The following is a 26496-nucleotide window of genomic DNA, read 5'->3' on the forward strand; positions in this document are numbered from 1 at the left end:
CAATTACAGAATAACTAGGTTTTCATATCCCATCCAAATAACAAATGCACAGTATGCCAACAAGAGTACTTTACCGTTATTATTCGTTAGTTTGGAGCCGTTGCGAGCGACAACTAGAAAAAATACAGTGGCCCCAAGCAGGAACAAAAGCATCGGAATGACGCTCGGGTAATGGAATACCACTGCTCCTGCGACTAATACCCCAGCAGGCAATACAACCAACAAGTCAAAAACATTGCTACCGAAAGCGTTAGTTAAACTGGCTGCATTGACTGTTCGTTTTGCTGCTTTAACACTGACAAATAAGTCTGGGATACTAGTGGCGGCAGCCAAAATAGTCGCCCCCCAAAAGTAACTAGGAGTGTCGAACATTTCACCAAGCTTAATCACAATTTGTATCAAAACTTCTACCGCTATAGTCACCAGTATCATTGAGATTAGTAATTTCCCCCAACTCTTTAGTAGTAGAATATCTCGACTCTTTTTGTGTGCTTTGTGATCGCTAACTTCTTGGTATTGGATATAAATGTAAAGCACGTAAAACAGTAGTGGTAGCAACACCATTGAAGTGTTAAGTGTTGCACTCATAGAAGTGTTTGGTATGGGGTGGTAAATAAGTGCAAAGGATAACGTCAACATGACTATCAGAACACTGATTAAATAAAACTGTGCTTCTCTATATATGAGATCCCGTCCAGCATCGAGTGAGCCTTTACGAAATAAAACTGATGCGCCTGGAATGACCAATATATTGAAAACAGCCGAACCAATAATGGTTGCTAGACCCAGTTCAAAGTCTCCATGAATTCCCGCTGCGAGAATAATAGTAACCAACTCTGGAAAGCTTGAACTGATCGCCATCACTGTAGAGCCTTTTACTGAGTCAGGTAGTCCATAATAAAGCGCAAGGTCGTGGCATGCCTCTTCAAGGTACTTGCAAGCCTTCCACACTATAGCTGTAGCAATAGTCATGACAAATAAAAGATAAGCAAGTTCTAATAACACTATGATCCTTACGTATTGAATTCTATCTTTAACAAGGGCAACGTTGTGAATGAATGTCAGCGAGCATTTTTATTTTCGCTAGTTTTAGGGTTAACCTCAAATGAGTTAATATGCCTTTTACCAGTATGCATCCGCATCTAACCGTCTGCTTCTAGAAAAGCCTATTCCAAACCTTTTCAGTTAGCCTATATAGGTATGTAATTTAATAGAAAAAGTTCAGTTAATACTGTTATTGAACATTTAGTAACGCTCTCTCATTTTTGGCCATAAAGACACCTTGACTATATCAAGGGCAATTTGACATAAGTTACCTTGCAATTCTCATGTGTGACGTTACGAGTGACTGAATAAAGTTTGATATAGGTCAAACTCGCAGATTTACTTCTACTTATACTACCTTTCACTAGCGAGAAAGGTGTGGCGCTGAGTGTTTAAATAGGTGTGTATTACATAGCTAAATATTAGGATTGATTATATGCAAGTACAACAGACTCAAAGTTCTATTGTTCAGTTGGCCGGTAAAACGATAACTATTCGTCCTGTTAACCTGCAAGACACGACTCTTGAACGTGATTTTATCGATCATTTATCGCCAGAAACTAAATATTATCGCTTTTTTGGGGCAATAAATCAGGTGTCAGACGCTGTGTTGAAAAGCTTGTGTGATATAGATGGTGAAAATTCAATGGCATTTATTGCTACTGAAAATCGAAATGGGGAGGTGGTAGAAATCGGAGCTTGTCGTTACGTGTTAAGTGAAAATCCGGACATTCATGAGATGGCCCTTACCATAGCAGATGACTGGCAGCATAGCGGTTTAGGAAAGTTGCTCATGACATATTTAATGTCATACGCCAAAAGTCATGGGATACATACTCTATATGCTGTTGAACTGGCTGAAAACCCTCAAATGCGTGCATTGTCTAAAGAACTAGGAATGTTAGCGAAAAGAGATCCTGATGATTCTCATCAAGTAATCTATTCATTAGCACTTTAATATCAACTTGAGGCGAATATATGAAAAATGAAATAGCTGAAAACGCAAAACAAGAAGTCGATAAAATTCTTGAACAAGTTAAACAAGAAAGAGATGAAATTGTACTCAAAGCGCATTTGTTAAAAGCCGATGCAAGAGATGAATGGCACAAAGTTGATAAACAATGGGAGCATTTCAAGTCTAAAGCAGGGCAGGTAGGAAAAGAGGCAAAAGGTGCGTCTGAAGATGTATCTGCGGCAGCAAAACTATTAGGTGAAGAAATTATGAAAAGTTTTCAACGTATTCGCAAATCTCTTTAGATTTTAAACCGCTAGAAACTACTTCTTATTTGGGTTATTGCCGCAATACGTTAAGAATGCTCATTGTCACAAGTTCGTGAAGAAGAATCTAGCTTATATGAAATATAGGTAACTCAGCCCTTATTTGGGTAGAGAGCTAATGAGCGTAAATTGAGATTGTTGATGCCTTAATAGTTTATTTTTTTATAGGCATCTCTTTGATATACAAATCGTGCTTGGAGTAGGGGATTTCGATACTGTTTTCTTTAAACTGTTTATATATTTCACTATTTATACTATCGATGAGACGTCCTTTTAACTCAGGTTTATCAATCCAAACCAATAATTCAAAATCTAATGCAGAACCACTAAACCTTCGAAACCGTACTCTTGGTTCTGGGTCGACACAAACGAGTTCTTGATTAGCTGCAATTGCCATCAACACTGAGCGAACCAAATCTATGTCAGTATTGTATGAAACACCAACAGCGATACGGCAGCGAGATCTTTCATTGGGACCGCCTGATTCATTTGTAATTTTTGAATTACCCATGACCGAATTAGGGATCGTAACTTCAATGTGATCTCGGGTAAACATTCGAGTGCTCCGTATCCCGATATGGGTAATTTCTCCGCGTTCTCCAGAATCTAGAACCACATAGTCACCTACTTTATAAGGTGCATCGGCCATAATAAACACACCAGAAAACAAATTCGCTAAGGTATCTTTGGCCGCGAATCCTACGGCAATACCAACAATTCCTGCCGACGCTAGCCAAGCAGTCATATCGACATTCCATATCGAAAAGACTAAATAGACAGCAAACACAATAATAATAATATTGAGCATATTCTGAAATAACGGCAACGTTTTGTTATTAAAACTCGTAAAACGAGTAGGGTGCACGACTAAACCATTTAAGAGTTCTTTGTTAGCCTTTAGCAAAAATACAGTCCAAATCAACATGGCAATGGACTTTAATATTGATGATAAAATGAATAAGTATTGCGGCTCTGGCCTTAGGAGCGTCGCAGCAGTTGCTAGACCTATTAGCAAAACACTGTAATAAATCGGAGCATGCAACAAGTCCAAAAAATTGCTTCCGAGGGTGATTTTTGCGCCAGCAATTACCCTTTTTAATCCTAGAATAACGATATACTTAAAAATGGAAGCGATAACAAAAAATACCACTATTACAATCGACGCCTGCACAATAGGATTGTCGGCATAGGACTCTATGATTGGTGTTAAATAGGACTGAATTTGCTCTAGCATAAGATTGTTATTTGGTCTGTAATAGTAACGATTATATCAGGGAAAGGTGCGTAATTCTTAAACCTATTGAGATTCAAATCTAGGCTACACTAGATAGTGTTTTGTAGACTACAATCTATCTTGAATTTTAAGCTAATTTAATCCTAAAATTAAAACACAGCAGGAGTTGAAATATTCTGTGGTTAAAGATTTACATCGTCAAAATCAAATCCATTTATGCTTTCTGAACAACGCTAACATGCCGCAAATCATTACTACTATCACGCACCAAACGGCGATATAGCCGTATTGCCACTGTGTTTCTGGCATATTGAGCGAACTGACTTGAGGGTCAAAATTCATTCCATATACTCCAACGATAAAAGTGGGAGGAATGAAAATTGTAGCGATAATGGTCAACACTTTCATCACATCGTTAAGCTTTAGGCTGACACTGGTCATGTACAGTTCCATCAAGCCCGATGTCATTTCATGATAGGTTTCGAGTAACTCCATAATAGCGATGACATGGTCGTGACAATCTCGGATATGTAACTTGGTTTCTGACGAAAGTTGAGTGTTTTCGTCAGTTCGTAATATTTCGCTTATCACTTCACGTTGAGGCCAAAGACGCCTTCTAAGGAGCAATAATTCCCTGCGTAACTTATGTATTTGATTCAACACATCAGCGTCAGACTTTTGTAACAATTCATCTTCAATAGACTCAATACGTTCAGAATAATATTCTAACAATGGAAAGCCAAAATCTATGACACTATCAATGAGATTGTAAAAGAGATAATCGGCTTTTCGGTGGCGTAATTTACCCGCAACTTTTTGTAATCTAACCATCACTTTTTGAAAAGGATTAAATCCGCCAGAACAAAAAGTGACGACTGTATTTCCTATCAAGAATAGACTGACTTGTTCAATACGAATTTGATTATCGCTATGAACAGGTAAACTTAAAATTACAAATATTTGTTCTTCATTAATTTCGACCTTAGGTCTTTGACCAGAATTAACTATGTCTTCAACATACAAATCGTGAATGTCCAAACCTTTAGCGAGAGTAAGCAACGTATCATGTGTTGGATCACCTTGAACATGTATCCAAGATACACTCGGGCTGTCAATAAAAGGTCGGCAATCATGAACGCTAATATGCTTGTTAACAGTTATGCTTGTTGCGTCGTAATTGAGTAAATCAACTGAAAAAATATCACTTTTAGGTGCAGCTAATTCTCCAGGTCGAGTACCAGGCTGATGATAGCGTTTATGAAACAGTTTCATATAAAATCCTTAAAACATCATGTCATTTCTTATTGAGTATCATGCAGCGCAAACCCCATGGTTTCAATGACGCATTAGCAGTTAAAATTATTGTTATGCTATATTTGGTTTGTTATTTAAACGAGACTATCAGCAACTTTCAGTAAGCAAATTAAAATCGTTGATTGTGGTTAAGCAAACTCTAAGCGGTAAAAGGTCCACAAATTAAAATATACCTAAGTTCCTATAATGTATATTATGTTAAATTGAATGTATTGTGATTGCCAGAACCTCTCAATAGCAAACGATTCAGTAAATGAACTCGTTTGCTTGCCAATGCTCTTTTAATTGTTTTTTACGGGTGCTATTAATTTTCCGTCTTCCATGAATTTTGATAATACCTGTTTTTCAACATACTGATTTCTGGCTAACTCCTTATGGCCAGCTTTTCTACTTACCGAAGTATTTGATGCCTCCCAACCTGCCATAAATGAAGCTTCGATACTGGCTTTTATTACTTCCTTGTCTCTAAAAGAAATTCGCTGCATTAAACTATGTAAAGCATCTACTTCATTTCCATAAACATTATTTCTAATGTTATTTACTGCTTCATCTCTATGCTCTATGTAAAGCTCTGACATTAAATAGTCTAGGCATTCATCTACACTTTCTGAGTTAATAGATTTCATGGTGTCACTAAGCCTTTGCCTAATAAATTCTGACACGACTATTGTTTTTCTATTATTTCTTGATCTGTATTTATAGCTTCTATAACGGGTTCTAAATACTTCTAGTTTGTCAGCGGCAATGTACAATTTTAGTAGTTTGAAGGCTTGTTTTGCTGTTTGAGCCTCTTTAACCTGAGCCCATAACAAGTGGATATGGGTAGTTAATGCTTCTGAATCCTCTATTTTAATAAAACTCTCTGATTTTAATTCAGTGAGAAAATCAAGGACGTTTTTTCGGTACATTTGCCATTCATAGTCAATTTTCTGGTGTTTAAGCATCATTCCCAACATTAATAATATACATAAATAGGCTTCCTATAAGAATGTGATTTATCGTCTGATTTCATGATACATCATGAAATTGGTCTGTACTTCGACTTATTTATATTTATGCAATGGGTATTATGAATTGCTTATCATATCTTGGATATTTGTGAGTACTGTCAGGTTGAAACTACAATGGTAAAAACGTGATGTATCATGAAACATGGTTTGGCTAGGTATTTATACAAACCAATCCTATATGTCTCTTTTAGTACTTAGCTTGTTTTCGTAGTCGGTAATAGTTACATCGATTGTAGATATATCATGAGCACCACGCTTTAGTACATGACTGCATCGATAGTGAAGAAACAGCAACATGTCGTCGGTGTTGACTACTACAGTGTCCAAAACGCTTTGTAATCCAATTAGGTTACCATTATTGAGTTTTACTGTTATGACGGGAGCCGATACGTCAGGTAAAGAGAACTTTAATTTAGGCCACGGTGATGCGTTATATACCTGAACGGGTTCGTTACCTTGTAGGTAACCTTTAGCCATTAACTTATTGGATGCAGCATTAAAAAATAATGGATTAAAGTCTAAAGGTAACTTTGGCGATCTGGTATCTTCCCATTTTTTGTCATAGGTACCGGCTAGTAAGCGCCTTGGTAACCAATTGGGAGATGTAAATCCAAAACCAATTGGTGTAGGACATTCGGTATAATGGGTAATAAGATGGTTGGGATCTTCAATGTTAGGCAACGGTGAGTTTTCAATGCAGTCTTTACTATTTTTATGATATCCCTTTCCAACGGGGTTCCTCTGTTCAAACGGATGACCGTGTTTCGTTTCTACACTGGTATCCACTCCACCAAATGCATTTTCATAATTTAGGGGAATTTCGGAGACTATTTCTGGCTCTGAAATACGCATACCTGCGGCACCCTTTTGCCAGACTCGATTACCGAAAATACGTGCAACTTGTATGTTGTCCCCTACCCTGAAACCACAATCAAATTCGGTGATGTTTTGTTTTGGTGCACGTGCTGTGGCAATAAGAACGATATCGGTATTTTGCTTAAAAGGCACACACTCTGGCTCATATTTGTAGCTACTGGTTTCTGGTGGGCCATATTGTTCGCCTGCAAGTACGGGAGCCACTTGCTCTTTCAAAGGAATTACAGGGCCAAGATTATCGGGTTGGATCCTAAATGCAGCTTTAACCAGACCCACAAACAGAGGAAGTGTCTCTTCATTTTGAAGAAACAGTGGTTCAAAGTGAAAAGTGGTAGTATTGTTAATATTGGGGTGACCCATTTACATTCCTATTTATGTAATCATCATCCAAGTAACTGATGCAACGACAATGAACATAGCAGCAATTTTTAGCCACACTTTGCGTGCCAACTGTTTTTCAGGTTTATTTTTTGTTGCAACACTCAAAATAATTAAAATGATTGAGGTAGCGTATAATATCGTAATGGCATACATTTTCACTCTCCCGAGAATAGAGTAACTAAGCTAATAGTCGAACTAAACTGATATCGGATAGCTGATTATAATTAGAGGTTTCTCGCCTCGTTTTTGGGTATGTCACAGTCAATTTTTACATCTGTTTAGCATTAAAATACCATGCTCCAGCTTTAAACTTATGGTCATTAATTTCACCCCATTTAGCTAATTGCTTCAAATAGTAATCTTGTTGAATAAAACTACTTTCTAAATGCACAAAACACTGCAAACCATAGCGTATTTCTAATTCATCGAGGCAGAGTGAACGAATATTATTGGTAATATTTGGCAACGAAACAACATCGATAAGCGTCATGGGAGATACAGGTCTACCGAATCTATATCTAAGGTCTGAGTTAAATTTGTCTTTACTATGTTGCCACCATTGCGTCCAATCTTTTGGTTCGAGGCTAATAAGTTCTATAGTTTCTCCAAAGGGTCGTCCATCTGCGTGACATGGACCTTCACCTGCTTCAAATTTGGCTTTTTCATCATCGAATAATTCTGTTTCCTCCCATTCTTCTGGAATAAATACCTTTGTCGTAAATTTAGCACCTGAAATAGTATAAATTGCTTCTGCAGCTTTTTGCGCCAGTGCTTCATCTTCCAGCAATGTAATTAGCAAGGGGATGTTTTCAGTTAGTCCAATAATACCGATTGCTTCTACTAATTCTTCATTATAATCGGCAGTTGCTATGTTTCTGCAATATTGAGCAAAAGAACTACCACATCCTAGTGCTAGAACGCTAAAAGGCCATTCTTTTTGTGGATTGCATTGTTGTATATAATCCAAAATATTTTCATGGCCCAATTTAAATAACGCTGATATACATAGCTTACGTATACCACCTTCCATTGTAGGTAATTGCTTCGCTAATATATCCGAAGCGACCTGACTGTTACTCTTACCTAGCACCTCTATGTTTAAAGGTTGCTCCGACAAGGTTACATGTTGGTTATTCAAAAACCATTCAGGATTCAAATCAGAATTCCTAAACACAAATGCAGGTAAAAAAATGGGTAAATAATGCGGGTATGCTTTAAAGTCAGTATTTTTAAGCTTGTCTAACCATTGCAGTGGTATGTCAAAAACAAGTGCTAATGACACGTTTTCAACAATCTCTAAATCTTCAAAATCGATTTCTTCAAGCAAATTTAGAAACCTATCGAATTTATCAGCTCGAATAAGAAAACTCACATATACAAATAGTTGTTCGCTATCGAAATCGCCTGTCTTTTTAGCTAGATAGGGTTCCGCTTCTACCCCGTTAATTATCAGTGCATCAACATGCGCTGCAAATCTCTGTTCATCATCATGGATTTCCGCCCAGGTAATTTCTTGTGCTCTAAGTTGCGATATCTTTTGTTGATGCAAGAATGAGGCTTCATCTACATGTTCGTCAAATAGGTCATGCAAAAATTGGGTTTCGCTAATAGCCATAAATTGCCAATTTAATCCGTTTCCATGTTATTGCTGTATTCATTGAGCAATAAGCGGGCAAAGTTGAAAATTTTGATTTAAATTGAAACCTTGTTGTTGGGCAACTGCAAGCAACGCTAATGCTTCAACTGAGATCGAGCGTTTTGCAACTAAAGTCGCGGTCTCCAGCTCGTTTGCCTTGGCTTCATCAATCGCAAATACGGTTTGATCAATAAAATTATGAAAAGCCTCGCTGAAATCGCCAGCATTATTCTCAAGTAGGGCTCTACAAAGCGCTGCTCTGGAAAACAAATCTTCTGTTAAATAATTTTCTAGTAATTCAAGCGTTTTAAACAAGTCGTCTAGTGCTGGTACGTCTTTGCTGGCACACTGAGTCATGCCTTTGTTTAGTCCCAGGGTCATAAGTATTTTGCTATAGCAATAGTCATCCATATATTCACGATTTTTACTAAAATCGACAGGCGAAAGTTGCTGTAATTTAGCTAACAACGAAAAGTCTTTGCAAGCTAGCAAATCTAATATTGGTTCAAGTCTACCTAATACAAAATGGTGGTCATCTTGCTTGTTTTCAGCACTAGCTTTTTCTAAGTATTTAATACGTAAACTCGCCGACTGACTCAGATTAACGTAAAGATGCGATTTATCTGCCGTTGCCAACAGGCCCAAAATACCCAAAGCCCTAAATTTCTCCCCTGTTTCTAGGGCTAAAGGGCCTAACTGCTCTACTGGATATTCTTCGTCATCAAAAGCCAATGACCAAAATATCGCATCATGAGCAATGGCTTCAGCAGCGTCGTTATAGTTCATATGTAACTTGCTTCCATTTTATATTCAATCAAATTCATCTAATGGAAGAAATTCAATCCCGGTAAAACCATTGTCTTCAAGTTCTTTTGCTAAACTCTCGCTCACTAAGGTTGCAGATGGGAAATCACAAATTCTAAAAATATCAAAGTTATCATTCACTTTTTCATCAAGCAGGACAATTTGTTCCACGCTGTCAATTGTTTTGTCATTGATTAGAGATATCTCTGCTTCACTGGCGTCATAATCCAGACAATTTTGGTGGTCGAGTACATTCATAATAAAGTACTTGTCTTCAATAAACTTGCCTTTGTGATCCATTATTTTAACCGGTAGAAATTCTAGGTTAGGTGATTTTTTTGCGACTAAAAATTTCTTTAACGATTCTGAAATCACGCGTTCTTTATCAGTATTAAAGAGGCTATCAACGAGTAACGTATCGTGAGGCCTATCTGGATGCATATCAAAATAGACATCATCGGGAAACTTATTTGCTAGCTCTATTCCCTCATGAAGAAGGTAAGATTTATCAAAACCTTCAAAGTGATATAATGAACAAGCATTGGGAACAATTTTGTGGACCCACGCCAAATATCTTTTTGTCATCTATTCATTCCTCTATACATTAATAACTATCCCCAACGTTTGAATGCATCCATCATTTTTTGCATTTTTTCTGCCATTTTTCCTGAATCATCAAACCCTTTTGCGGCAAAACGTCTTTTTCCAACCATTCTGGTTTTTGCCATGGAAAAAGGTAAATACCAGTCAGAATCTGGTTTTTCCATACCCAATTGCCAAGCTTTATGTGTTCCTCCAGAACGTTTACCTCTTACTAAGAGCTTACTCCTAAAGCTCGTTGATTTAGCTTCCAATGAATCAGCTAATTTTTTCTCTGGCATTTCATGTTCTTTATCAGCAAGCGCTTTTATTTGCTTGGCTAATTCTTTTAAAGAGTCATCTAACTCATCCTTATAACCATCTGTACTATTGTGGTCATAATCATGCATAGGAGTATTTTCAAACCAAGGCGCATCTCTTTCTTTTGAAAAAAGAGCACCGATAAAAGTGCAATAATGATTAATAGTGTGCCCCCATAAGGGCATGCCAAGCATATTGTGGCTATCGTTTATACACCACCGAGTCACTTTAACAATGTCTTGAATTTTCTTATCCTTGCCAACAAATTCAGTGACCGAGGCAATACATAACAAATGGTGAGCTTCGAATTTTTTCTTAACTTTTCTCTTTCTACCCTGAAGAAAAAAATTTCCCGTGATGTCACAATTGTCTACATAATTATTTGGAGATTCACATTTACATTTTGCTTTAGAGGTCGTTCGCTGTGCACAAAACTTGCCTTTTTTAACCCCCTTAGTATGTCCTTGTGCCATCAATAACTCCTTTAATGGTTAATAGGGTGCGTACATTTGAATAACAAAAAACCGCAACTGCACAAGTGGGTGTTGGCGCGTAATTTCTGCGGAAGGCTTGTTGTGCCCAAGCAATAGCGATAGAAACAAAACAAATCCCCACTTCTCCCAGTGATACGTTTGGTAGCCAGACGTCTGGTTCCGGATTGGTTTTAGTATCTTTTTGATAAAAATTAAGCGCTCTGCCCCATTCCATTGCCAGTATTTCTTCACCTGTTAAGTTGTTTATACTCCAAAATTCCCCCTCAACTGGCACAGGATTTTGTTTGCTATATTCAACAAGTAATTGATTGAGTGCTTTTCCTTCAGGATGGATGTCACTATGCAAAGGGTGTTCTTCTTCCGTAGTGTTCACTGAAATAACTTCGACTGATCCAGGTTTAGCTAAAGACGTTAAAAACAAGTAGCTTACTGCCTCTCCTGGGATCAGGCCCACTGGATTGCTTGCTGATTTTAATCTAGCCATATTATTTAACCAAGTGAGTCCTGCAAAATCAGTTAGCGAATCTACGAAACCAGCAATAACAAGTGCATTTGGCTTTTGCGTTAATAATGCAGCACTTTGCTGTATCAATTCACTAATAGAAGACGGTGCTGCTGAAATCACCGTGTAACCTGATAATAATTCGCCCAATCCTGATTGATCCAATGCAACTTTCACAGTCTCATCCCAGCCTTTATTATAAAACTGAAACGGGTTTTCATCTAACTGCTCTTCAACTTCAAGCGTTTGTAAATATCTGGAGACATCAGGCACAGCCATTAATAAGTAAATTTCTCTATACTCATCCTTGTGACTGTTTTGTTCGTCTGCAGATATTTTTTGGGCTACCTGTTCGAAACCACTTCGCATCAATTGAATATAGCGACCTGCTCCTTCAAATCCATGTGTTAACAATCTAATCGGGTATCCAACAATATTCTCTTCACCGTCTTCCGTTTCCTCGGCGAATCCATCTAACTGTTCTGGACGAGCGATGCCTGCTCGTAGTGAGGCAGCCGTAGTTTCAGAAGTATTACCAACCGAACTGATGACGACGGTATCATTAACATAAACAGGTGAAGGCGGAACAAAACAATGCATGTCTAGTAATCTTTTTTACAGATGATACAAGTTCTTTTGTCCGAACCAGATGAGATAATTGGACCTTGCAATACAGGGAAAGGTGGTGTGTTTTTATCATTATGAAGCATCAAATCAAACGCCCGAGCAACATTTTTACCTTCAAACTTGACGTCAAATGAGTAATTGACGAATTCTGCTTTACCCTTAGTTTTGCTCGATATAATGCCACCGCCAGCAGTACCCGCTTCATCACCTGTACTAGTTTTAAAATTTGAATCTTTTACACAAACAGGATTCCCGTCACATTTTACTTTTTTAGTACCTTTAGCCGTATCAGAAGACATGGCTATATTAGGGTAAGGGATGGGAATTGGACCTGCAGGTGAAGGCGTTTTGCAAACGTCAGGAAACGCAATAGTGACTCCACTACTCGATTTATGAACTACCGATAGAAAATTGACTCCAACTGTGACACTCATTCTAGATTATCTCGTAATTTCAAAGTTAAAAATAAAACGCTAATTTAGTGAAATATTTCCACCCTTCATCTTGTTTTTTGATGACGCGCGTGAAGTAATATCTTTTCCTTTAATGACAACTTTGCCAAATCGATCTAAGACGACTTGGCTACGTCCGACATTTAGCACAATCTCTTCTGAAGCTGTTAATTGAAAGGTTTCTACTGATAACGAAAGCTTTTTTTGTTGTTTGGACTGGTTTTGAATCAACACTTCGTTTTTCACAGACTGAGCAACTAAGCCTACAATAACAGGTTGGTTGACATCATTATCAATAAACGATATCAGTACCTTTTCTCCAATTAAGGCGTTGGGGTCTGCAAAATATTGCGTGCTAATAGCTGCAGTTGGCAATACGTGAAACTCAGAAATTATAGAAATTTGTCCCTGCTCAGAAAAGCTATGGATGGAACCGATGGTATTATTTGGGACTTCTGCTGTTTCAACTAATTTTAGTTGAGTCTTCATGTTAATTCTCCTTAATCTTACTGCCTTTCATCACAATATCGCCACTACCCTTGATGTTAATTTTTTTACCTTTTACAGTAATATCACCATTTTTCAACATAGTTATGGAGGCTTTTCCTACTTTAAATGTGATTTTATCTTTTGCCGTCAGCTGTATTTCTTTTGCAGTCACTCCATACTCTTTAGCAATTTCTTCAATATGTTTTCCTGCTACTTTTATTTCTTGATCTTTGCCTACTGTAATATTGCTATTTTTACTAATATCCGTCGAAGAGTCGCCACCAACATTTAAGCTGTTGTTAAGTGCAACATTGACTGACTTACTAGCACCAACACTTTCCGACTTAGCGGCACCGACCACTTCTGCTGAAGCAGCACCTACAGTAACCATTAACGCACTGCCTACTGAAACGGTTTTCGCTACTCCAACGGTTTCAGTAGAGTTAACATTGACCAACTCAGTTTTGGTGCTACCTACAGTCAACGACATCGCTTCGCCAATTATTTCCGTATGGTTAACGCCCACTTCAATCATTCGATTTCTACCTATCGTATCTGAATGATCGTTTTCCACTACAGTGTTTTGATCTTTTTCAGCATGCATATAGAGCTCTTCGCTACCTTTTTCATCTTCGAAGCGAATTTCGTTAAAGTTGCTCGCATTGCCACCTTTGGTACTTCTGGTTTTTATTCCACTTTGGGTGGCGTTTGCAGGTAAATCGTAGGGAGGCATAGTTGAACCGTTATATACACTACCAACAATAATAGGCCGGTCTGGATCACCACCTAAAAAATCAACTAATACTTCTTGTCCAATACGTGGAATTTGAATTTGACCCCAGTTTTTACCGGCCCAGGTTTGCGCTACGCGGATCCAACAAGAACTTTGTTCATCACCTTTTCCATATCTGTCCCAGTGAAAGTGAACTTTGACTCGACCATATTTATCGGTCCAAATTTCTTCACCCGCTTTGCCGACTACCATAGCGGTTTGCGGACCAACCATTTTAGGCTTAGTTGCGCTAACTTGAGGCCGATAAACAACTGCCGAAGGGATCGCGGTAAATTCACTGCTAAATACGTCAGAATCATCAAGATTAGCATTCGATATATATTCGTCTGAGCTTAAGTTGCAACGGAATTTAGTAATCAGGTATTCGCTATTTTGATCGTCGCGGTGATGATCTTTTAATGTAAAGTGACTACCAATAGACAACGTACGCACATTACTTTTCGCAATTTTAGTTTCGTAGGCGACATTTTCTTTTTCCATTAATAAACGGACGTATTCTGTGCCCTTGCCGCGCTCTTTATATTTGCCTGGATAATTGAATTTTTCGACTGACGACAACAAACTTGTTTTTGGATCAGTAGACACAAACTCCAAGTTTTTCGACGGGGTCTCAAAATCGAAATCTGATAAGCGAATTCCCCCAGTCACTATCTTCCTGTAGTTCTCCCACTTAGTGATCGATTCGATATTCGTGACATCGTTAGCGCCGCCTTGTTGATGAAACTCAACATCGCCACTGTTTGGTAGCGTCGTACTGTCATCAGATAAGATTAATGTGTGTTTACCATCGGCATGCTCAAAGTAGTAATAAATCCCCTCTTGTTCCATCAGTCTTGTAACAAAATTAAAGTCACTTTCGTTGAATTGAACTACATATTCTTGAGGTTGATACGTGCCGGTTAGTTTATTCTCGTAATCCGAAAATCCTAATTCATTAAATATGAGTTGCACGATATCAGGGTAGCTTTTCTCTTGAAAAATTCGGCAGTTTTCGCTTAGGTCCATTAACCAAAGCCAAGGTCGGATTGTTGCACCATAACGACTGAATCTGTCATTGTTAGGCAACTGGTGGAATTCAGTAATATAGCCATTGAAAAAACGTACATCACCAGCTGTATCCAACCGAATCGTGACATTCTGCCCCATTATATCGTCAAGTGAAATATTGTCATTTTCACTGACTAACTCGACGTCTATCGAAAATGGTCTGGCAAGTTCTTCGTTAATCTCTGCCTTATATAGCGCTAATTCGTTATCACCCAATGGTGTGGCGATAGCAATTAAGCGATTTTCTTGTTCAAGCATCCTTTCATTCCCTTAGCCCAGTTAACATTTAAACAAAACTGAGAAATAATTAATATTGATAGGTATTTAATCATCACTTTGTTTAAATAAGTTGTACTAAATTCGGTTATCACAATATAGAGCAAACTAGTTTTCGGTCAACAATTTTCGCATGACGAATATCGATAGATTTAGTCTAAGGTTAAATGTGATTTCTGTTATTATTACAAAAAACAATAGTGACACCAAGTAGGCAAGCTCAATTAGCGTTCAACATCTAAATTTAAAAACATAGTTAATTGAGGCTCACTGAATTTGGCAGTAGATACCCCCGTTTTCGTTACAAATAGATGATTTTTAGATACCCTAAGCTTGTATATGAACTAGCTGCTATTTCCGTTATTGTAATACCAAAGCATGCTATCAATGTTCTTAATCTGTAATTAGCGAGTAAAAGGCAAATTTAACCCAATGCTTAGTGACAAGTCCCGTTCTGACAAAGTGGAAATGATTAAAAACCTGATCCGCGCTAATAATTATAAAGATTGTCAGAAAACCTACGAACAATGTATCAACGTGGGTATTAGCGTTAATCTCATATCTTTGACACGTTTTACTGAAAAACTCGAGTTGCTAGACAGAGCTGACCGTTCCAAGCGTATTGAACAGTTGCAACAAGAAAAAAACCAGCTAAAAAAAGCACTCACTTACGAGCAGGTTAAACAACGAGAGACAGCGATAACGTTCGAATTGGGAGAGCTAAAAATTAAAGAAAATAGACTTATGGAAGAACTCAATGAGCTGTCCAAATTGTTAGACTCTAAACAATTCAACTAGAGTAAATAAACGTTAAATATAACAATGGTGTTTAACTGTTCACCTAGCTTTCCTCAATAAAATTGTTACCATATTAAGTACTTATCAGTAGTTAAAGATTTCATATGGAATTCGCTTTTATCCTTTTAGCATTTGTTTGTGGCCTAGGCCTTAAATTGCTCGGTTTACCGCCATTGATAGGTTACCTAATAGCTGGATTCGCACTTAATTACTTGGGATTCGAGTCAACCGAAGCCTTACAAACCATTGCTAATTTAGGGATAACCTTGATGTTATTTAGCATTGGACTAAAACTCAACGTCCGCGACCTTTATAAAAAAGAAGTGTGGTTAGGCAGTCTATTGCATACAGGTATCTGGGTAACGGTTGTTAATTTACTTTTATTGATTGTTACTTGGATAGGTCTTGATGCTTTTACGAATTTGGACTGGTTTACCCAGGCACTTTTAGCCTTTTCGCTAAGTTTTAGTAGCACAGTGTGTATTGTTAAAATACTTGAAGAAAGCGGTGAAATGAAAACCCGCCATGGAAAGTTAGCAATTGGCGTGTTGATAATGCAAGACATCATTGCAGTGTTGTTTTTAGTCATTGCTACCGGGAAGGTTCCTTCAATATGGGCTTTACTACTTTTGCTTCTATTTTTCGTCAGACCCGTTTGGAAAAGTATTCTAGAGCGTGTAGGTCATGGTGAATTATTAATCTTGTCAGGTTTTATCTTCGCTTTTGGAGGGTATGAACTATTTTCATTGGTTGGCATTAAAGGTGATTTAGGTGCGTTAATCGTTGGAATGATAATCGCAACACATGTGAAGTCTGCTGAAATGTCTAAAGCACTGATGAACTTCAAAGATATCTTTCTTGTTGGCTTTTTTCTAACGATAGGGTTTAGTGCACTCCCTACCCTAGACTTAACCCTTACGGCTCTATTGCTTTGCTTGTTTATTCCAATCAAATTTGTATTGTTTTTTGGATTGTTTACGCTTTTAAAACTAAGAGCACGCACAAGTTATTTAGCTAGCCTAGTATTATCTAATTATAGCGAATTTGGCTTAATTGTTGTGGCTTTATTGGTCAGTTTGGGATGGCTTACCGCCGAGTGGTTAGTGGTTTTAGCATTGGCAGTGTCGTTTTCTTTCGTGCTAACCAGCTTGGTATATAAAACATCTCACAATCAATACACCAAGTTCAAAGACCGACTTAAATCTTTTGAAAACCCTAGTCGTTTACCTGAAGATATTTACGTTCAACCTATTGGTGCAAAAATAGTAGTAATTGGTCTTGGTCGAGTTGGTAAAGGTGCCTATACGTCACTTAATTCAATGGTAGGCAAAGAGGTATGGGGAATGGATGCGGATCCTGTTCGTATAAGGTCGTTGAGAAAAGCGGGTTATCAAGCCATGGTTGGTGATGGTGAAGACGCAGACCTGTGGGAAAACATGGATTTGAGTCAGGTAGAACTCATTTTAATGGCCTTACCTTCTATTGAGGATATTTGTAACATCACCGAACAGTTACAACACGCCAATTATTCGGGAAAGATCGCATCAATAGCACGCTATGAAGATCAAATTCAACCGCTACTCGATGCTGGCTCAGACAAAGTATTCAACTTCTTTACTGAAGCAGGAACCGGTTTTGCTGAGGAGAGTTTGCAATTGCTTCCAGAACATTTGAAGTCTTAATAGAGATCAAAATAGTAATCGTTATCATTGACTATCACATTGTTTTATAAGATATTTTTTATGTTTTGGTGGTTTTATGGACCACTAAAGACTATACTCAGTGCATGAGTTTTTACATGAGAAACAAACAATGAAAGGTGACAAAAAAGTACTAGCAGTGCTTAACGAAATTCTTACTTTCGAACTTACATCAATTAATCAATACTTTTTACATGCGCGAATGTTCAAAAATTGGGGATTTGAAAAACTCAATAACACCGCTTACAAAAAATCGATTAAAGACATGAAACAAGCGGATCAACTAATTGAACGCATTTTATTTTTGGAAGGATTACCAAACTTACAAATGCTGGGTAAATTAATGATTGGTGAAGAGACCCGCGAAATGTTGGATTGTGATATGGCATTCCAAAGCTCTCAAATACCCTTATTAAAAAGTGCGATTAAAATTTGTGAAGAGTTGCAGGACTTTGTCTCTCGAGATTTAATTGAATCAATTTTAAGTTATGAAGAAGATCACATTGATTGGATAGAAACCCAACAGCACCAGATTACACACTTAGGTCTTGAAAATTATTTACAAAGCCAAGTAGAAGAGGATTAACATGAAAGGTAAAAAAGTCGTTATTGAGCAACTCAACGCCCTACTCGCCTATGAATTAGCAGCGATGGATCAGTATTTTATACATTCACAGATGTATCAAGACTGGGGTTTAAATAAACTCTACGAACGTATCTCACATGAATTTGATGACGAAAAAGGCCACGCAACAAAGCTAATTGAACGTATGCTGTTTTTAGAAGGCACACCTAATATGGTGGATCGAGACGGTTTACAAATTGGCACTGATGTACCTTCTATGCTTGAAAGCGATTTACGTGTTGAATACGCGGTTGCTCAGGCGTTAAAAGATACCATAAGTCTTTGTGAGTCTGAGCAAGATTACGTTACTAGAGATATGTTGTTAGTGCTATTAGATGACACCGAAATGGATCACGCACATTGGCTTGAACAACAATTAGGTCTGATAAAACGTTTAGGTTTATCTAATTATCTACAATCACAGATGTAAAATAAAAGCGTTGAAAAGCTGAATGAATTATATTCGTTCAGCTTTTTTGGTTTCTATCAGTTGAAAAATTGAAGAACCAAGACTGTTGCACCCCCTCAACATCAATAGTTTGAACTACCAACTGCCACTTCATCTTAGGTTCACTGCATGACCCTAAGAAAAGTCGCGCATTATACACCTTAGATTCCCCATCCATTTCAATTGAATCAGACAAAACTGCTGTTTTACCCATGTACATGTTGATACCTTGCACCCACATTTGTTCAATGTTTGTGCCACTGGGCACCGAAACGCTAAGTAGTAATTCTTCCTCTACTTCAATTGCTTGTAAAAATCGAACAGAGATTTGCTGATTGCTATGTAAAACAATGCATTCTTGCGTTAGATCAATATTGCACTGTTTTGTGGGTTTAAGCGTATTTGAATCTGTATAATTCAAAAAAAAACCGATAATTGCCGCAAAAACCAGCAAAGGAAGCAATATTTTGGTAAAAAAAGTAGGATTCAAAATGGCACAAGAGTTAAACTAAACTACTGTTAAGTGTGATAAAAAAAAAGATAACTAGCAAGTGTGTTTTTGTCTTTCTTTTTCGAGTCTATGACCTTAAAATAAGTAGGGTTATAGTTCATATTATTTTTAATATCAGTTGCTTAGCTATCAACACTAGATAACAAACGTACATTATGTTTGTTTGTAAAGAGCCTGTAAATTTATCGTTAACAAGAGTGGAAGATTCATTAAATGAGTGAAGCTATTCAAGTACATCCCGAATACAACTATAAAGTAGTTCGGCAATTTGCGGTGATGACCGTAGTATGGGGAATTATTGGTATGGCTGTCGGGGTATTAATCGCCGCACAACTGTATTGGCCAGCATTGAACTTTGATACTCCTTGGCTAACCTTTTCAAGGTTAAGACCTCTTCATACCAATGCGGTTATTTTCGCATTTGGTGGATGTGCTCTATTTGCAACGTCTTTTTACGTTGTACAGCGCACTTCGAATGTGCGTCTGTTTAGCGATAAGTTAGCGTCGTTTACCTTTTGGGGGTGGCAATTAGTAATCGTGCTTGCAGCCTTAACCCTTCCAATGGGATTAACCAGTTCAAAAGAATATGGCGAGCTTGAATGGCCAATTGATATATTGATAACCATTGTTTGGCTGGCTTATATTATTAATTTCTTCGGCACCATGATCATCAGAAAAGTGTCGCATATATATGTGGCGAACTGGTTCTTTGGGGCATTTATGCTAACTGTAGCGGTATTGCATATTGCTAACAGTATGGCTGTGCCAGTTTCCTTAACAAAATCTTATTCGATATACGCCGGCGCTGTTGATGCAATGATTCAGTGGTGGTACGGGCATAACGCAGTTGGTTTTTTCTTAACCGCTGGTTTCTTAGGCATGATGTACTACTTTGTACCAAAACAGGCTGGACGCCCGGTTTATAGCTATCGTTTATCTGTTGTACATTTTTGGGCATTAATATCTCTGTATATTTGGGCTGGACCTCACCACCTTCATTACACCGCATTACCCGATTGGACTCAGTCTTTGGGAATGGTGATGTCTATCATTTTATTCGTACCTTCTTGGGGCGGTATGATAAACGGAATTATGACGCTGTCGGGTGCTTGGCATAAGTTGCGTACCGATCCGATATTACGTTTCTTAGTTGTTTCCCTTTCTTTTTACGGGATGTCCACATTTGAAGGACCAATGATGGCAATCAAGACAGTTAACGCATTGTCACACTATACAGATTGGACGATCGGTCACGTACATTCTGGTGCCTTGGGTTGGGTTGCAATGGTATCTATTGGCTCCATTTACCACCTTATTCCTGTGTTATTTAATAAAGAAAGAATGCACAGTATTTACCTCATTAATATTCATTTTTGGTTGGCCACTATTGGAACCGTGTTGTACATAGTTGCTATGTGGATGTCGGGTGTATTGCAGGGTCTAATGTGGCGCGCGATTAACGCTGACGGTACGCTAACCTATAGTTTTGTAGAGTCGCTTGAAGCTTCTAAACCTTTCTACTTAGTTCGATTCATCGGTGGTGCGTTGTTCTTAGTTGGTATGCTAATCATGGCATACAACGTTTACAAAACGATTAGAAATAAAAACGAAGCTGTTATCGAACCAGCGGCTCAGCCAGCGTAAGGAGGTCAGATTATGAAGAATGTACATGAGTTAATTGAAAAGAATGTTGGTCTACTGACTATCCTTATCCTAGTTGCCATAAGTTTAGGTGGCATGGCGCAAATTACTCCGCTGATGTTTCAACAACAAACCATGGAACCGGTAAATGGATTGAAACCATACACAGCGTTACAAATGGAAGGTCGCGACATATATATTCGTGAGGGGTGCGTAGGATGCCATAGCCAAATGATCCGCCCTTTCCGCTCTGAAACAGAACGTTATGGTCACTATTCAGTAGCAGGTGAGTCAGTATGGGAGCATCCATTCTTATGGGGCTCAAAACGTACGGGGCCAGACTTAGCTCGTGTGGGTGGTCGTTATAGCGATGACTGGCATAGAATACACTTAACTGACCCTAGAGATTTGGTACCAGAATCTAACATGCCAGGTTTTCCATGGTTACTTGAAAATACTCTTGATGGTGAATTAACTGCTAAGAAAATGAGTGTATTTAGAGACTTTGGTGTGCCGTATACGGATGAAGATATTGCTGGTGCAAAAGATGCGGTTAAAGGCAAGACTGAGATGGTCGCGCTTATCGCTTATTTACAATCTCTTGGCACGGCGTTGAAATAGTATGGACTATGCAATGAGTGGCAGTATCTACACTGTAATAGTGTTCGTATGTTTTATTGGAATTGTGTTGTGGGCCTATAGTAAAAAGTCAAAAGCCAATTTTGACGAAGCTGAAAGGCTTATATTTGATGATGAGCCACAGCAAGACAAGCGGGAGTCTAAAGTAGATGAGTAGTTTTTGGAGTATCTGGATCTCTGTCATAACACTGGGGTCAATATTAGGTTGTTATTTATTATTGCGTTGGTGTTTGCAAAATCACACTGGCATTAAAGAAGGTGATGATATGCATCACGAGTTTGATGGCATTGTCGAACTCAACAACCAGTTGCCTAGATGGTGGACTATCTTATTTTACATTTGTATTGTTTGGGGAGTCATTTACTTAGTTTTATATCCTGGATTAGGTAACTACAAAGGATTATGGAATTGGCAGAGCTCTAACCAAACGATTAAATCATTGGAAGAATCGAGAGCAGCTGTTGAAGCAAATAAAACTAATGGTGTAATTAATCAATATGATAGAGAAGTCGAATTTGCGAATGAACTTTTTGCTCCCATTTTTGATAATTATTACAAACAACCCATCACTGAATTAGCTAAAGATCCTGAGGCGTTAAAAATTGGTCAACGATTATTTAGTCAAAATTGTTCTCAGTGCCATGGTTCTGATGCTCGTGGTCAAAGAGGGTTTCCAAATTTAACCGATGATGATTGGTTATACGGTGGTACACCTGAAAAAATTACCGAAACCCTAATTAATGGCCGCCAAGCGATGATGCCTGCACAGCTTGACGCCATGGGTGAAAAAGGGATTCAGGAATTAGTCGCTTATGTACTTAGCCTAAGTGATAGACCAGACTTGAATAAAGCTAAAGTAGATGCAGGTCAAGCAAGGTTTGCCATTTGTGCTGCTTGCCATGGTCAGGATGGCAAAGGCAATCAGTTATTGGGCGCACCTAATTTGACTGACCAAACGTGGTTATACGGTGGAACAAACAAAGCAATTACAGAAACACTGACTTATGGACGTAACGGTGTAATGCCTTCGTTCAAAGACACATTAGGTGAAAAGAAAATCCACCTAGTTGGTGCCTACGTATACAGTTTGTCGCAAAAAAATTAGTCACAAAGTGATATACTAGAAGCCCCGTGATTACGGGGCTTTTTTATTTTTTAGTTCTTTTAACCTTGAGTATTTTCGTTACATGAAATCTGAACTTCCAAAAATTTGGTACAAACAATTCTGGCCTTGGTTTCTAATAATTGTGCCTGTCACTTCAATGATCCTCAGCTTTACAATGATGAACCTTGCTTTTAACGGCGAAGATAGCATGGTGATTGATGATTATTACAAGGAAGGTAAAGGAATCAATTTAAAAATCCAAAAGCTACAACAAGCCAAAAACCTAAATATCGTAACTAAAACTCAGGTATTTACGGATTATGTGGAAGTGACTTTTATAAGTGGGAGTCCAGAAAATGGCGAAGCATTGACCTTAGACTTTTTGCATGCCACTCAAAAATTTAAAGACTTCTCAGTGACTTTGATACGTGATGCCAATGGAATATACCGCGCACCACTGAATAATAACGTTTTAGGTAAATGGCAATTGAGTTTACATCCCTTTGACGGAAGTTGGAAAATTCAAAAAATGGTTGCTCTTCCACAAACTAACGCCTTTGATTTAAAGCCCTGACTCGATGCATACTGATTGTTTCCATTGTGGTTTAGACGTTCCCCCAGAGTTTACTTATCACACTACGGTTTTCGGAGAGCAACAAACCTTTTGTTGTCCGGGATGTTGCGCGGTAGCCGAAGCAATAATCAGCAATGGTTTGGAGGATTATTATCATTATCGTAGCGAATTTGCAGAGAAAGCCTCTGAAAACGAAGATGAATTATTAGCTAAACTCAAAGTATTTGATGATGATAGTATTTTACAAGAATTTACTGAATCAAGTGCCAACGGGAGTGAAATCCAGCTAACAATTAGCGGTATTAATTGCGCTGCTTGTGGTTGGTTAATCGAAAAACAACTTGCTAAAGTACAAGGTATTAATAAAGTAGGAGTTAACGTATCAGCTAGACGCGCCACAGTCTCTTGGGACAATCAAAAATTAAAATTCAGTCAAATATTGGGTTATATTGAAAAGATTGGTTATCACGCCAAGCCGTTTCAAATTGAACAGCACGAAGCCTCATTTAAACAAGAAAATAACGCGTTTTTAAAGCGACTTGGTCTAGCCGGTCTGATGACTATGCAAGTTATGATGCTAAACATCGGGGTGTTTTTTGACTTGTTTGGGCACATTGATGCGCAAACTAAACAATATTTCAATTGGATAAGTTTGTTCTTAACTACCCCTGTTATTCTCTATTCTGCCTCTGAATTCTACTCAAGTGCATTCAGGGCGCTTCGTGCCAAAGTTGTCAATATGGACGTGCCAATTACCATGGCACTCACACTAATTTATGTGTCTGGGGTGTTTGCCACCGTACAAAATAGCGGGCAAACCTATTTTGAATCTTTATGTATGTTTGTGTTTTTCTTGCTCACCAGTCGTTATTTAGAGCACAGTTCTCGCTATAAAGCGTCGCAACTTTCAGCCAACATGTTGGAGTACATGCCAACTACTGCAACTTTGATAGAGGGCAACGAGTTGTTGCCGGTATTAGCCAAGTCACTAGTAGCAGAACAAATCGTTTTGGTTAAGTCTGGAGAAATGGTACCGGTCGATGGTGAAATAATTCAGGGGCAAGGGCAGTTAGATGAAGCATTGTTAACGGGTGAATTTGAATTGGTTCGCAAAACTATTGGTGAAACCGTGTATGCAGGCACTGTTAATCAGTTAGGTACCTTAACCATTAAGGTTAATAAGTCCTTAAAACAATCTATGCTTAGTCAGATCAATATTCTTCAAAACAAAGCGTTGTTAGATAAGCCGAAAATAGCCACCTTGGCAGATCAATTTTCACAATATTTCGTTGTGGGAGTGTTGGTCATTGCTTTGAGTAGTTATGTTGTTTGGACGCAAATAGACGCGTCACAAGCTTTGTGGATCACTATTTCCATTCTCATCGCCACCTGCCCTTGTGCTTTGGGACTGGCCACGCCGTCTGCCCTATCCTGCGCTGTTGCACATTTAAATAGTAAAGGAATATTGCTTAAGCGTGCGGATGCCCTTGAACAAATATCGCAAGTAGATTGGATAGCCTTAGATAAGACAGGCACTTTGACGGAAGGAAAATTCACTATTGTTGACAGTTTTTGTGATAAAACACACAACAAAGAACACTGTCTAGAATTGGCGGCAAGTTTAGAAAAATATTCATCCCACCCCATAGCCAACGCTTTCACAGAACTACCAAGTGGATATCAAGTGTCCGATTTTTCTGCAAAAATTGGACAAGGTGTAACAGGAGTCATTGGTGATGTCCGTTATAAACTCGGTTCATTAAACTACGTCAATTTAGACATTCCAATAGAAATGCAAGGTTGCAATGTATTCCTTTCAAACCAACACTTTGTACTATGCGGCTTTTTGTTAACTGACAAAATTCGTCCAACCAGTGTAACCTTTCTAGAAGAAATTAAATCTAAGCATTTAACTTTGCTTAGTGGCGACATCCCAAGTGTGGTTGAAGATGTCGCTAACACTTTGAAGATCCCTAATTGGTTGGCACAACAAACACCTGAAGAAAAATTAAATTTCATTAAACAAGCCCAGTCACAGAAACATGTAGTATTGATGGTAGGCGACGGCATTAATGACGGTCCAGTTTTGGCACAAGCAGATGTGTCTGTGACCTTAGGGGCAGGTTCAGATTTGGCAAAGTCCTCAGCCGATGTAATTTTGCTGGATAACTCTTTGGAAAAAATTAGCTTGGTATTTACGATTGCCAAACGCTGCAAAGTTAAGATTATCCAAAATATGAGTTGGGCAATTGCTTACAACCTTTTAGTTTTACCTTTAGCTGTGTGTGGTTTGTTGAGCCCTTGGATGGCTGTTGTAGGTATGTCGTTGAGTTCGTTTATAGTAGTAGTTAACTCCATTAGGCTTTTAAAATAACTAGGAGTAGTTTTGAGTATTATTTATGTGTTGATCCCCATCGCACTGTTACTTGTGTTTATCGCAGTAGCGGTATTTTTTTGGGCGGTTAAATCAAATCAGTTCGAGGATCTAGAGCGTCACGGTAGCAGTATTTTATTCGACGACGATTTACCTAAAAAAGTAAATAAAACCCAAGCTGACATCGATAAAGCTAATGAATGACCTGAGTTTTTTTTCAGCCTTTGTTATTGGCTTAGCTGGAGGTGTTCATTGCGTTGGAATGTGTGGTGGTATCGTAGGCGCATTTGCCTATGCGGTGCCTAAAAATGCCGCTATGCTCCCCTATACTTTGGCCTACAATTTGGGGCGAATATGCAGTTATACCCTAGCCGGTGCCCTAACAGGTTGGGCTGGTTACTTATTCACCCGACAAGTTAATATGGGGATTGTGGTTTTAGAGTTTGTTAGTGGTATTTTTCTATTTTTATTGGGTTTATATATCGCAGGTTGGTGGCAAGGACTAACGAAAATAGAAAAATTAGGGAGCAAGTTTTGGCAAGTTATTCGGCCCTGGTCAAAAAAACTTTTACCGTTTAGGAGTCCATTACATGCCGTACCGTATGGCATGGTCTGGGGGTGGTTGCCATGTGGTTTAGTGTATTCAGTTTTAACTTGGTCTTTAGCGAGTGGATCTGCCATACAGGGAGCAAAAATTATGGCTGGATTCGGATTAGGTACTTTGCCAATAATGATATTAATGGCGACCGGTTTCAACAAAGTTCAGTCGCTCATTCAGAAGCCTAAAGTCAAAACTTTCATGGGTGTATTATTGCTGCTGTTTGCCACAATACAATTATTCCACGCCATGTCTGGCTCCATTAAATAAACACCTCCCATTTTGATAGTGTTGCATTTTGGCTGGTAAAACTTTAAATAGTTTC

At 38.3% G+C, this 26496-nt stretch carries 29 protein-coding genes; 14 read left to right on the forward strand and 15 right to left on the reverse strand.

Going from position 1 to position 26496, the window contains the following annotated elements; translation table 11 throughout:
• Positions 1-3: 3 nt before the first annotated feature.
• Entirely contained in the window at positions 4-1005 is a 1002-nt protein-coding gene (locus tag ABJK37_RS12175) for a sodium:calcium antiporter (protein WP_348353909.1), read from the reverse strand.
• Between the two features lie 475 nt (positions 1006-1480).
• Here ABJK37_RS12175 and ABJK37_RS12180 point away from each other — a divergent pair, with 475 nt between their 5' ends.
• Positions 1481-2002, forward strand: coding sequence for a GNAT family N-acetyltransferase (locus ABJK37_RS12180; protein WP_348353911.1), 522 nt, complete (start codon positions 1481-1483; stop codon positions 2000-2002).
• A gap of 20 nt (positions 2003-2022) precedes the next feature.
• Positions 2023-2301, forward strand: coding sequence for a hypothetical protein (locus ABJK37_RS12185; protein WP_348353914.1), 279 nt, complete (start codon positions 2023-2025; stop codon positions 2299-2301).
• A 175-nt stretch (positions 2302-2476) separates the two neighbouring features.
• On the opposite strand, the gene ABJK37_RS12190 is transcribed toward ABJK37_RS12185, so the two are convergent.
• From ABJK37_RS12190 to ABJK37_RS12250, 13 genes are all read right to left on the reverse strand, one after another.
• Complete coding sequence (locus ABJK37_RS12190) at positions 2477-3556, reverse strand: mechanosensitive ion channel family protein (RefSeq protein WP_348353917.1); 1080 nt, start codon at positions 3554-3556, stop codon at positions 2477-2479.
• A gap of 204 nt (positions 3557-3760) precedes the next feature.
• Positions 3761-4828, reverse strand: coding sequence for a magnesium/cobalt transporter CorA (gene corA, locus ABJK37_RS12195; protein ID WP_348353920.1), 1068 nt, complete (start codon positions 4826-4828; stop codon positions 3761-3763).
• Between the two features lie 323 nt (positions 4829-5151).
• A complete protein-coding gene (locus ABJK37_RS12200; protein ID WP_348353923.1) occupies positions 5152-5826 on the reverse strand; it encodes a hypothetical protein in 675 nt (224 codons plus the stop codon).
• 228 nt (positions 5827-6054) lie between these two features.
• Positions 6055-7116, reverse strand: coding sequence for a DUF2169 domain-containing protein (locus ABJK37_RS12205; RefSeq protein ID WP_348353925.1), 1062 nt, complete (start codon positions 7114-7116; stop codon positions 6055-6057).
• A 12-nt stretch (positions 7117-7128) separates the two neighbouring features.
• Positions 7129-7290 (reverse strand): hypothetical protein, encoded by a 162-nt coding sequence (locus ABJK37_RS12210; protein WP_348353928.1) that lies wholly within the window; start codon positions 7288-7290, stop codon positions 7129-7131.
• 115 nt (positions 7291-7405) lie between these two features.
• Complete coding sequence (locus ABJK37_RS12215) at positions 7406-8752, reverse strand: hypothetical protein (RefSeq protein WP_348353930.1); 1347 nt, start codon at positions 8750-8752, stop codon at positions 7406-7408.
• A 39-nt stretch (positions 8753-8791) separates the two neighbouring features.
• Positions 8792-9559: a hypothetical protein gene (locus ABJK37_RS12220; RefSeq protein ID WP_348353933.1), complete on the reverse strand. Its 768-nt coding sequence runs from the start codon at positions 9557-9559 to the stop codon at positions 8792-8794.
• 24 nt (positions 9560-9583) lie between these two features.
• Positions 9584-10162, reverse strand: coding sequence for a DUF1629 domain-containing protein (locus ABJK37_RS12225; protein WP_348353935.1), 579 nt, complete (start codon positions 10160-10162; stop codon positions 9584-9586).
• A 26-nt stretch (positions 10163-10188) separates the two neighbouring features.
• Entirely contained in the window at positions 10189-10950 is a 762-nt protein-coding gene (locus ABJK37_RS12230; RefSeq protein ID WP_348353938.1) for an AHH domain-containing protein, read from the reverse strand.
• Entirely contained in the window at positions 10931-12073 is a 1143-nt protein-coding gene (locus ABJK37_RS12235; protein ID WP_348353941.1) for a hypothetical protein, read from the reverse strand. The genes ABJK37_RS12230 and ABJK37_RS12235 overlap by 20 nt, the downstream gene beginning before the upstream one ends.
• A gap of 2 nt (positions 12074-12075) precedes the next feature.
• Positions 12076-12534, reverse strand: coding sequence for a DUF4150 domain-containing protein (locus ABJK37_RS12240; RefSeq protein ID WP_348353944.1), 459 nt, complete (start codon positions 12532-12534; stop codon positions 12076-12078).
• 39 nt (positions 12535-12573) lie between these two features.
• Entirely contained in the window at positions 12574-13041 is a 468-nt protein-coding gene (locus tag ABJK37_RS12245; protein ID WP_348353947.1) for a hypothetical protein, read from the reverse strand.
• A 1-nt stretch (position 13042) separates the two neighbouring features.
• Positions 13043-15139, reverse strand: a complete 2097-nt coding sequence (locus ABJK37_RS12250) for a type VI secretion system tip protein VgrG (protein WP_348353950.1) — start codon at positions 15137-15139, stop codon at positions 13043-13045.
• 450 nt (positions 15140-15589) lie between these two features.
• Here ABJK37_RS12250 and ABJK37_RS12255 point away from each other — a divergent pair, with 450 nt between their 5' ends.
• The 4 genes from ABJK37_RS12255 (at position 15590) to bfr (ABJK37_RS12270) (ending at position 18710) form a co-directional block, all read left to right on the forward strand.
• On the forward strand, positions 15590-15955 hold the full coding sequence (locus tag ABJK37_RS12255) for a hypothetical protein (RefSeq protein WP_348353953.1): 366 nt from the start codon (positions 15590-15592) through the stop codon (positions 15953-15955).
• A 104-nt stretch (positions 15956-16059) separates the two neighbouring features.
• On the forward strand, positions 16060-17637 hold the full coding sequence (locus ABJK37_RS12260; RefSeq protein ID WP_348353956.1) for a cation:proton antiporter family protein: 1578 nt from the start codon (positions 16060-16062) through the stop codon (positions 17635-17637).
• 130 nt (positions 17638-17767) lie between these two features.
• Positions 17768-18241 (forward strand): bacterioferritin, encoded by a 474-nt coding sequence (gene bfr / locus ABJK37_RS12265; protein ID WP_348353959.1) that lies wholly within the window; start codon positions 17768-17770, stop codon positions 18239-18241.
• A gap of 1 nt (position 18242) precedes the next feature.
• Positions 18243-18710, forward strand: a complete 468-nt coding sequence (bfr, locus tag ABJK37_RS12270; RefSeq protein WP_348353962.1) for a bacterioferritin — start codon at positions 18243-18245, stop codon at positions 18708-18710.
• Between the two features lie 37 nt (positions 18711-18747).
• On the opposite strand, the gene ABJK37_RS12275 is transcribed toward bfr (ABJK37_RS12270), so the two are convergent.
• Positions 18748-19149 carry a hypothetical protein gene (locus tag ABJK37_RS12275; protein WP_348353965.1) on the reverse strand — a complete coding sequence of 134 codons (402 nt, stop codon included), beginning with the start codon at positions 19147-19149 and terminating at the stop codon, positions 18748-18750.
• Between the two features lie 303 nt (positions 19150-19452).
• Here ABJK37_RS12275 and ccoN point away from each other — a divergent pair, with 303 nt between their 5' ends.
• The 8 genes from ccoN to ABJK37_RS12315 all read left to right on the forward strand — a co-directional run bounded on the left by ccoN (position 19453) and on the right by ABJK37_RS12315 (position 26441).
• Positions 19453-20883 (forward strand): cytochrome-c oxidase, cbb3-type subunit I, encoded by a 1431-nt coding sequence (ccoN, locus tag ABJK37_RS12280; protein WP_348353968.1) that lies wholly within the window; start codon positions 19453-19455, stop codon positions 20881-20883.
• A 12-nt stretch (positions 20884-20895) separates the two neighbouring features.
• Positions 20896-21501, forward strand: a complete 606-nt coding sequence (gene ccoO, locus ABJK37_RS12285) for a cytochrome-c oxidase, cbb3-type subunit II (RefSeq protein WP_348353971.1) — start codon at positions 20896-20898, stop codon at positions 21499-21501.
• A gap of 1 nt (position 21502) precedes the next feature.
• The gene (locus tag ABJK37_RS12290) at positions 21503-21676 is read left to right on the forward strand and encodes a cbb3-type cytochrome c oxidase subunit 3 (RefSeq protein ID WP_348353974.1); all 174 of its coding nucleotides are present in this window, start codon (positions 21503-21505) and stop codon (positions 21674-21676) included.
• Positions 21669-22625 carry a cytochrome-c oxidase, cbb3-type subunit III gene (gene ccoP, locus ABJK37_RS12295; protein ID WP_348353977.1) on the forward strand — a complete coding sequence of 319 codons (957 nt, stop codon included), beginning with the start codon at positions 21669-21671 and terminating at the stop codon, positions 22623-22625. The genes ABJK37_RS12290 and ccoP overlap by 8 nt, the downstream gene beginning before the upstream one ends.
• Before the next feature lie 82 nt (positions 22626-22707).
• On the forward strand, positions 22708-23199 hold the full coding sequence (locus ABJK37_RS12300; protein ID WP_348353979.1) for a FixH family protein: 492 nt from the start codon (positions 22708-22710) through the stop codon (positions 23197-23199).
• 4 nt (positions 23200-23203) lie between these two features.
• A complete protein-coding gene (locus tag ABJK37_RS12305; RefSeq protein WP_348353982.1) occupies positions 23204-25573 on the forward strand; it encodes a heavy metal translocating P-type ATPase in 2370 nt (789 codons plus the stop codon).
• Between the two features lie 12 nt (positions 25574-25585).
• Complete coding sequence (gene ccoS, locus ABJK37_RS12310; RefSeq protein ID WP_348353985.1) at positions 25586-25777, forward strand: cbb3-type cytochrome oxidase assembly protein CcoS; 192 nt, start codon at positions 25586-25588, stop codon at positions 25775-25777.
• Complete coding sequence (locus tag ABJK37_RS12315; RefSeq protein ID WP_348353988.1) at positions 25770-26441, forward strand: sulfite exporter TauE/SafE family protein; 672 nt, start codon at positions 25770-25772, stop codon at positions 26439-26441. Before ccoS ends, ABJK37_RS12315 begins: the two co-directional genes overlap by 8 nt.
• Positions 26442-26496 lie beyond the last annotated feature (55 nt).

The organism is Paraglaciecola sp. (genome assembly GCF_039964565.1).
Taxonomy (GTDB): Bacteria; Pseudomonadota; Gammaproteobacteria; order Enterobacterales; family Alteromonadaceae; genus Paraglaciecola.

Excerpts from the sequence above, each read along its gene's own strand:
- ABJK37_RS12180 (WP_348353911.1), top strand. The coding sequence starts at position 1,481 with ATGCAAGTACAACAGACTCAAAGTTCTATTGTTCAGTTGGCCGGTAAA.
- ABJK37_RS12185 (WP_348353914.1), top strand. The coding sequence starts at position 2,023 with ATGAAAAATGAAATAGCTGAAAACGCAAAACAAGAAGTCGATAAAATT.
- ABJK37_RS12190 (WP_348353917.1), bottom strand. The coding sequence starts at position 3,556 with ATGCTAGAGCAAATTCAGTCCTATTTAACACCAATCATAGAGTCCTAT.
- corA (WP_348353920.1), bottom strand. The coding sequence starts at position 4,828 with ATGAAACTGTTTCATAAACGCTATCATCAGCCTGGTACTCGACCTGGA.
- ABJK37_RS12200 (WP_348353923.1), bottom strand. The coding sequence starts at position 5,826 with ATGTTGGGAATGATGCTTAAACACCAGAAAATTGACTATGAATGGCAA.
- ABJK37_RS12205 (WP_348353925.1), bottom strand. The coding sequence starts at position 7,116 with ATGGGTCACCCCAATATTAACAATACTACCACTTTTCACTTTGAACCA.
- ABJK37_RS12210 (WP_348353928.1), bottom strand. The coding sequence starts at position 7,290 with ATGTATGCCATTACGATATTATACGCTACCTCAATCATTTTAATTATT.
- ABJK37_RS12215 (WP_348353930.1), bottom strand. The coding sequence starts at position 8,752 with ATGGCTATTAGCGAAACCCAATTTTTGCATGACCTATTTGACGAACAT.
- ABJK37_RS12220 (WP_348353933.1), bottom strand. The coding sequence starts at position 9,559 with ATGAACTATAACGACGCTGCTGAAGCCATTGCTCATGATGCGATATTT.
- ABJK37_RS12225 (WP_348353935.1), bottom strand. The coding sequence starts at position 10,162 with ATGACAAAAAGATATTTGGCGTGGGTCCACAAAATTGTTCCCAATGCT.
- ABJK37_RS12230 (WP_348353938.1), bottom strand. The coding sequence starts at position 10,950 with ATGGCACAAGGACATACTAAGGGGGTTAAAAAAGGCAAGTTTTGTGCA.
- ABJK37_RS12235 (WP_348353941.1), bottom strand. The coding sequence starts at position 12,073 with ATGCATTGTTTTGTTCCGCCTTCACCTGTTTATGTTAATGATACCGTC.
- ABJK37_RS12240 (WP_348353944.1), bottom strand. The coding sequence starts at position 12,534 with ATGAGTGTCACAGTTGGAGTCAATTTTCTATCGGTAGTTCATAAATCG.
- ABJK37_RS12245 (WP_348353947.1), bottom strand. The coding sequence starts at position 13,041 with ATGAAGACTCAACTAAAATTAGTTGAAACAGCAGAAGTCCCAAATAAT.
- ABJK37_RS12250 (WP_348353950.1), bottom strand. The coding sequence starts at position 15,139 with ATGCTTGAACAAGAAAATCGCTTAATTGCTATCGCCACACCATTGGGT.
- ABJK37_RS12255 (WP_348353953.1), top strand. The coding sequence starts at position 15,590 with ATGCTTAGTGACAAGTCCCGTTCTGACAAAGTGGAAATGATTAAAAAC.
- ABJK37_RS12260 (WP_348353956.1), top strand. The coding sequence starts at position 16,060 with ATGGAATTCGCTTTTATCCTTTTAGCATTTGTTTGTGGCCTAGGCCTT.
- bfr (WP_348353959.1), top strand. The coding sequence starts at position 17,768 with ATGAAAGGTGACAAAAAAGTACTAGCAGTGCTTAACGAAATTCTTACT.
- bfr (WP_348353962.1), top strand. The coding sequence starts at position 18,243 with ATGAAAGGTAAAAAAGTCGTTATTGAGCAACTCAACGCCCTACTCGCC.
- ccoN (WP_348353968.1), top strand. The coding sequence starts at position 19,453 with ATGAGTGAAGCTATTCAAGTACATCCCGAATACAACTATAAAGTAGTT.
- ccoO (WP_348353971.1), top strand. The coding sequence starts at position 20,896 with ATGAAGAATGTACATGAGTTAATTGAAAAGAATGTTGGTCTACTGACT.
- ABJK37_RS12290 (WP_348353974.1), top strand. The coding sequence starts at position 21,503 with ATGGACTATGCAATGAGTGGCAGTATCTACACTGTAATAGTGTTCGTA.
- ccoP (WP_348353977.1), top strand. The coding sequence starts at position 21,669 with ATGAGTAGTTTTTGGAGTATCTGGATCTCTGTCATAACACTGGGGTCA.
- ABJK37_RS12300 (WP_348353979.1), top strand. The coding sequence starts at position 22,708 with ATGAAATCTGAACTTCCAAAAATTTGGTACAAACAATTCTGGCCTTGG.
- ABJK37_RS12305 (WP_348353982.1), top strand. The coding sequence starts at position 23,204 with ATGCATACTGATTGTTTCCATTGTGGTTTAGACGTTCCCCCAGAGTTT.
- ABJK37_RS12315 (WP_348353988.1), top strand. The coding sequence starts at position 25,770 with ATGAATGACCTGAGTTTTTTTTCAGCCTTTGTTATTGGCTTAGCTGGA.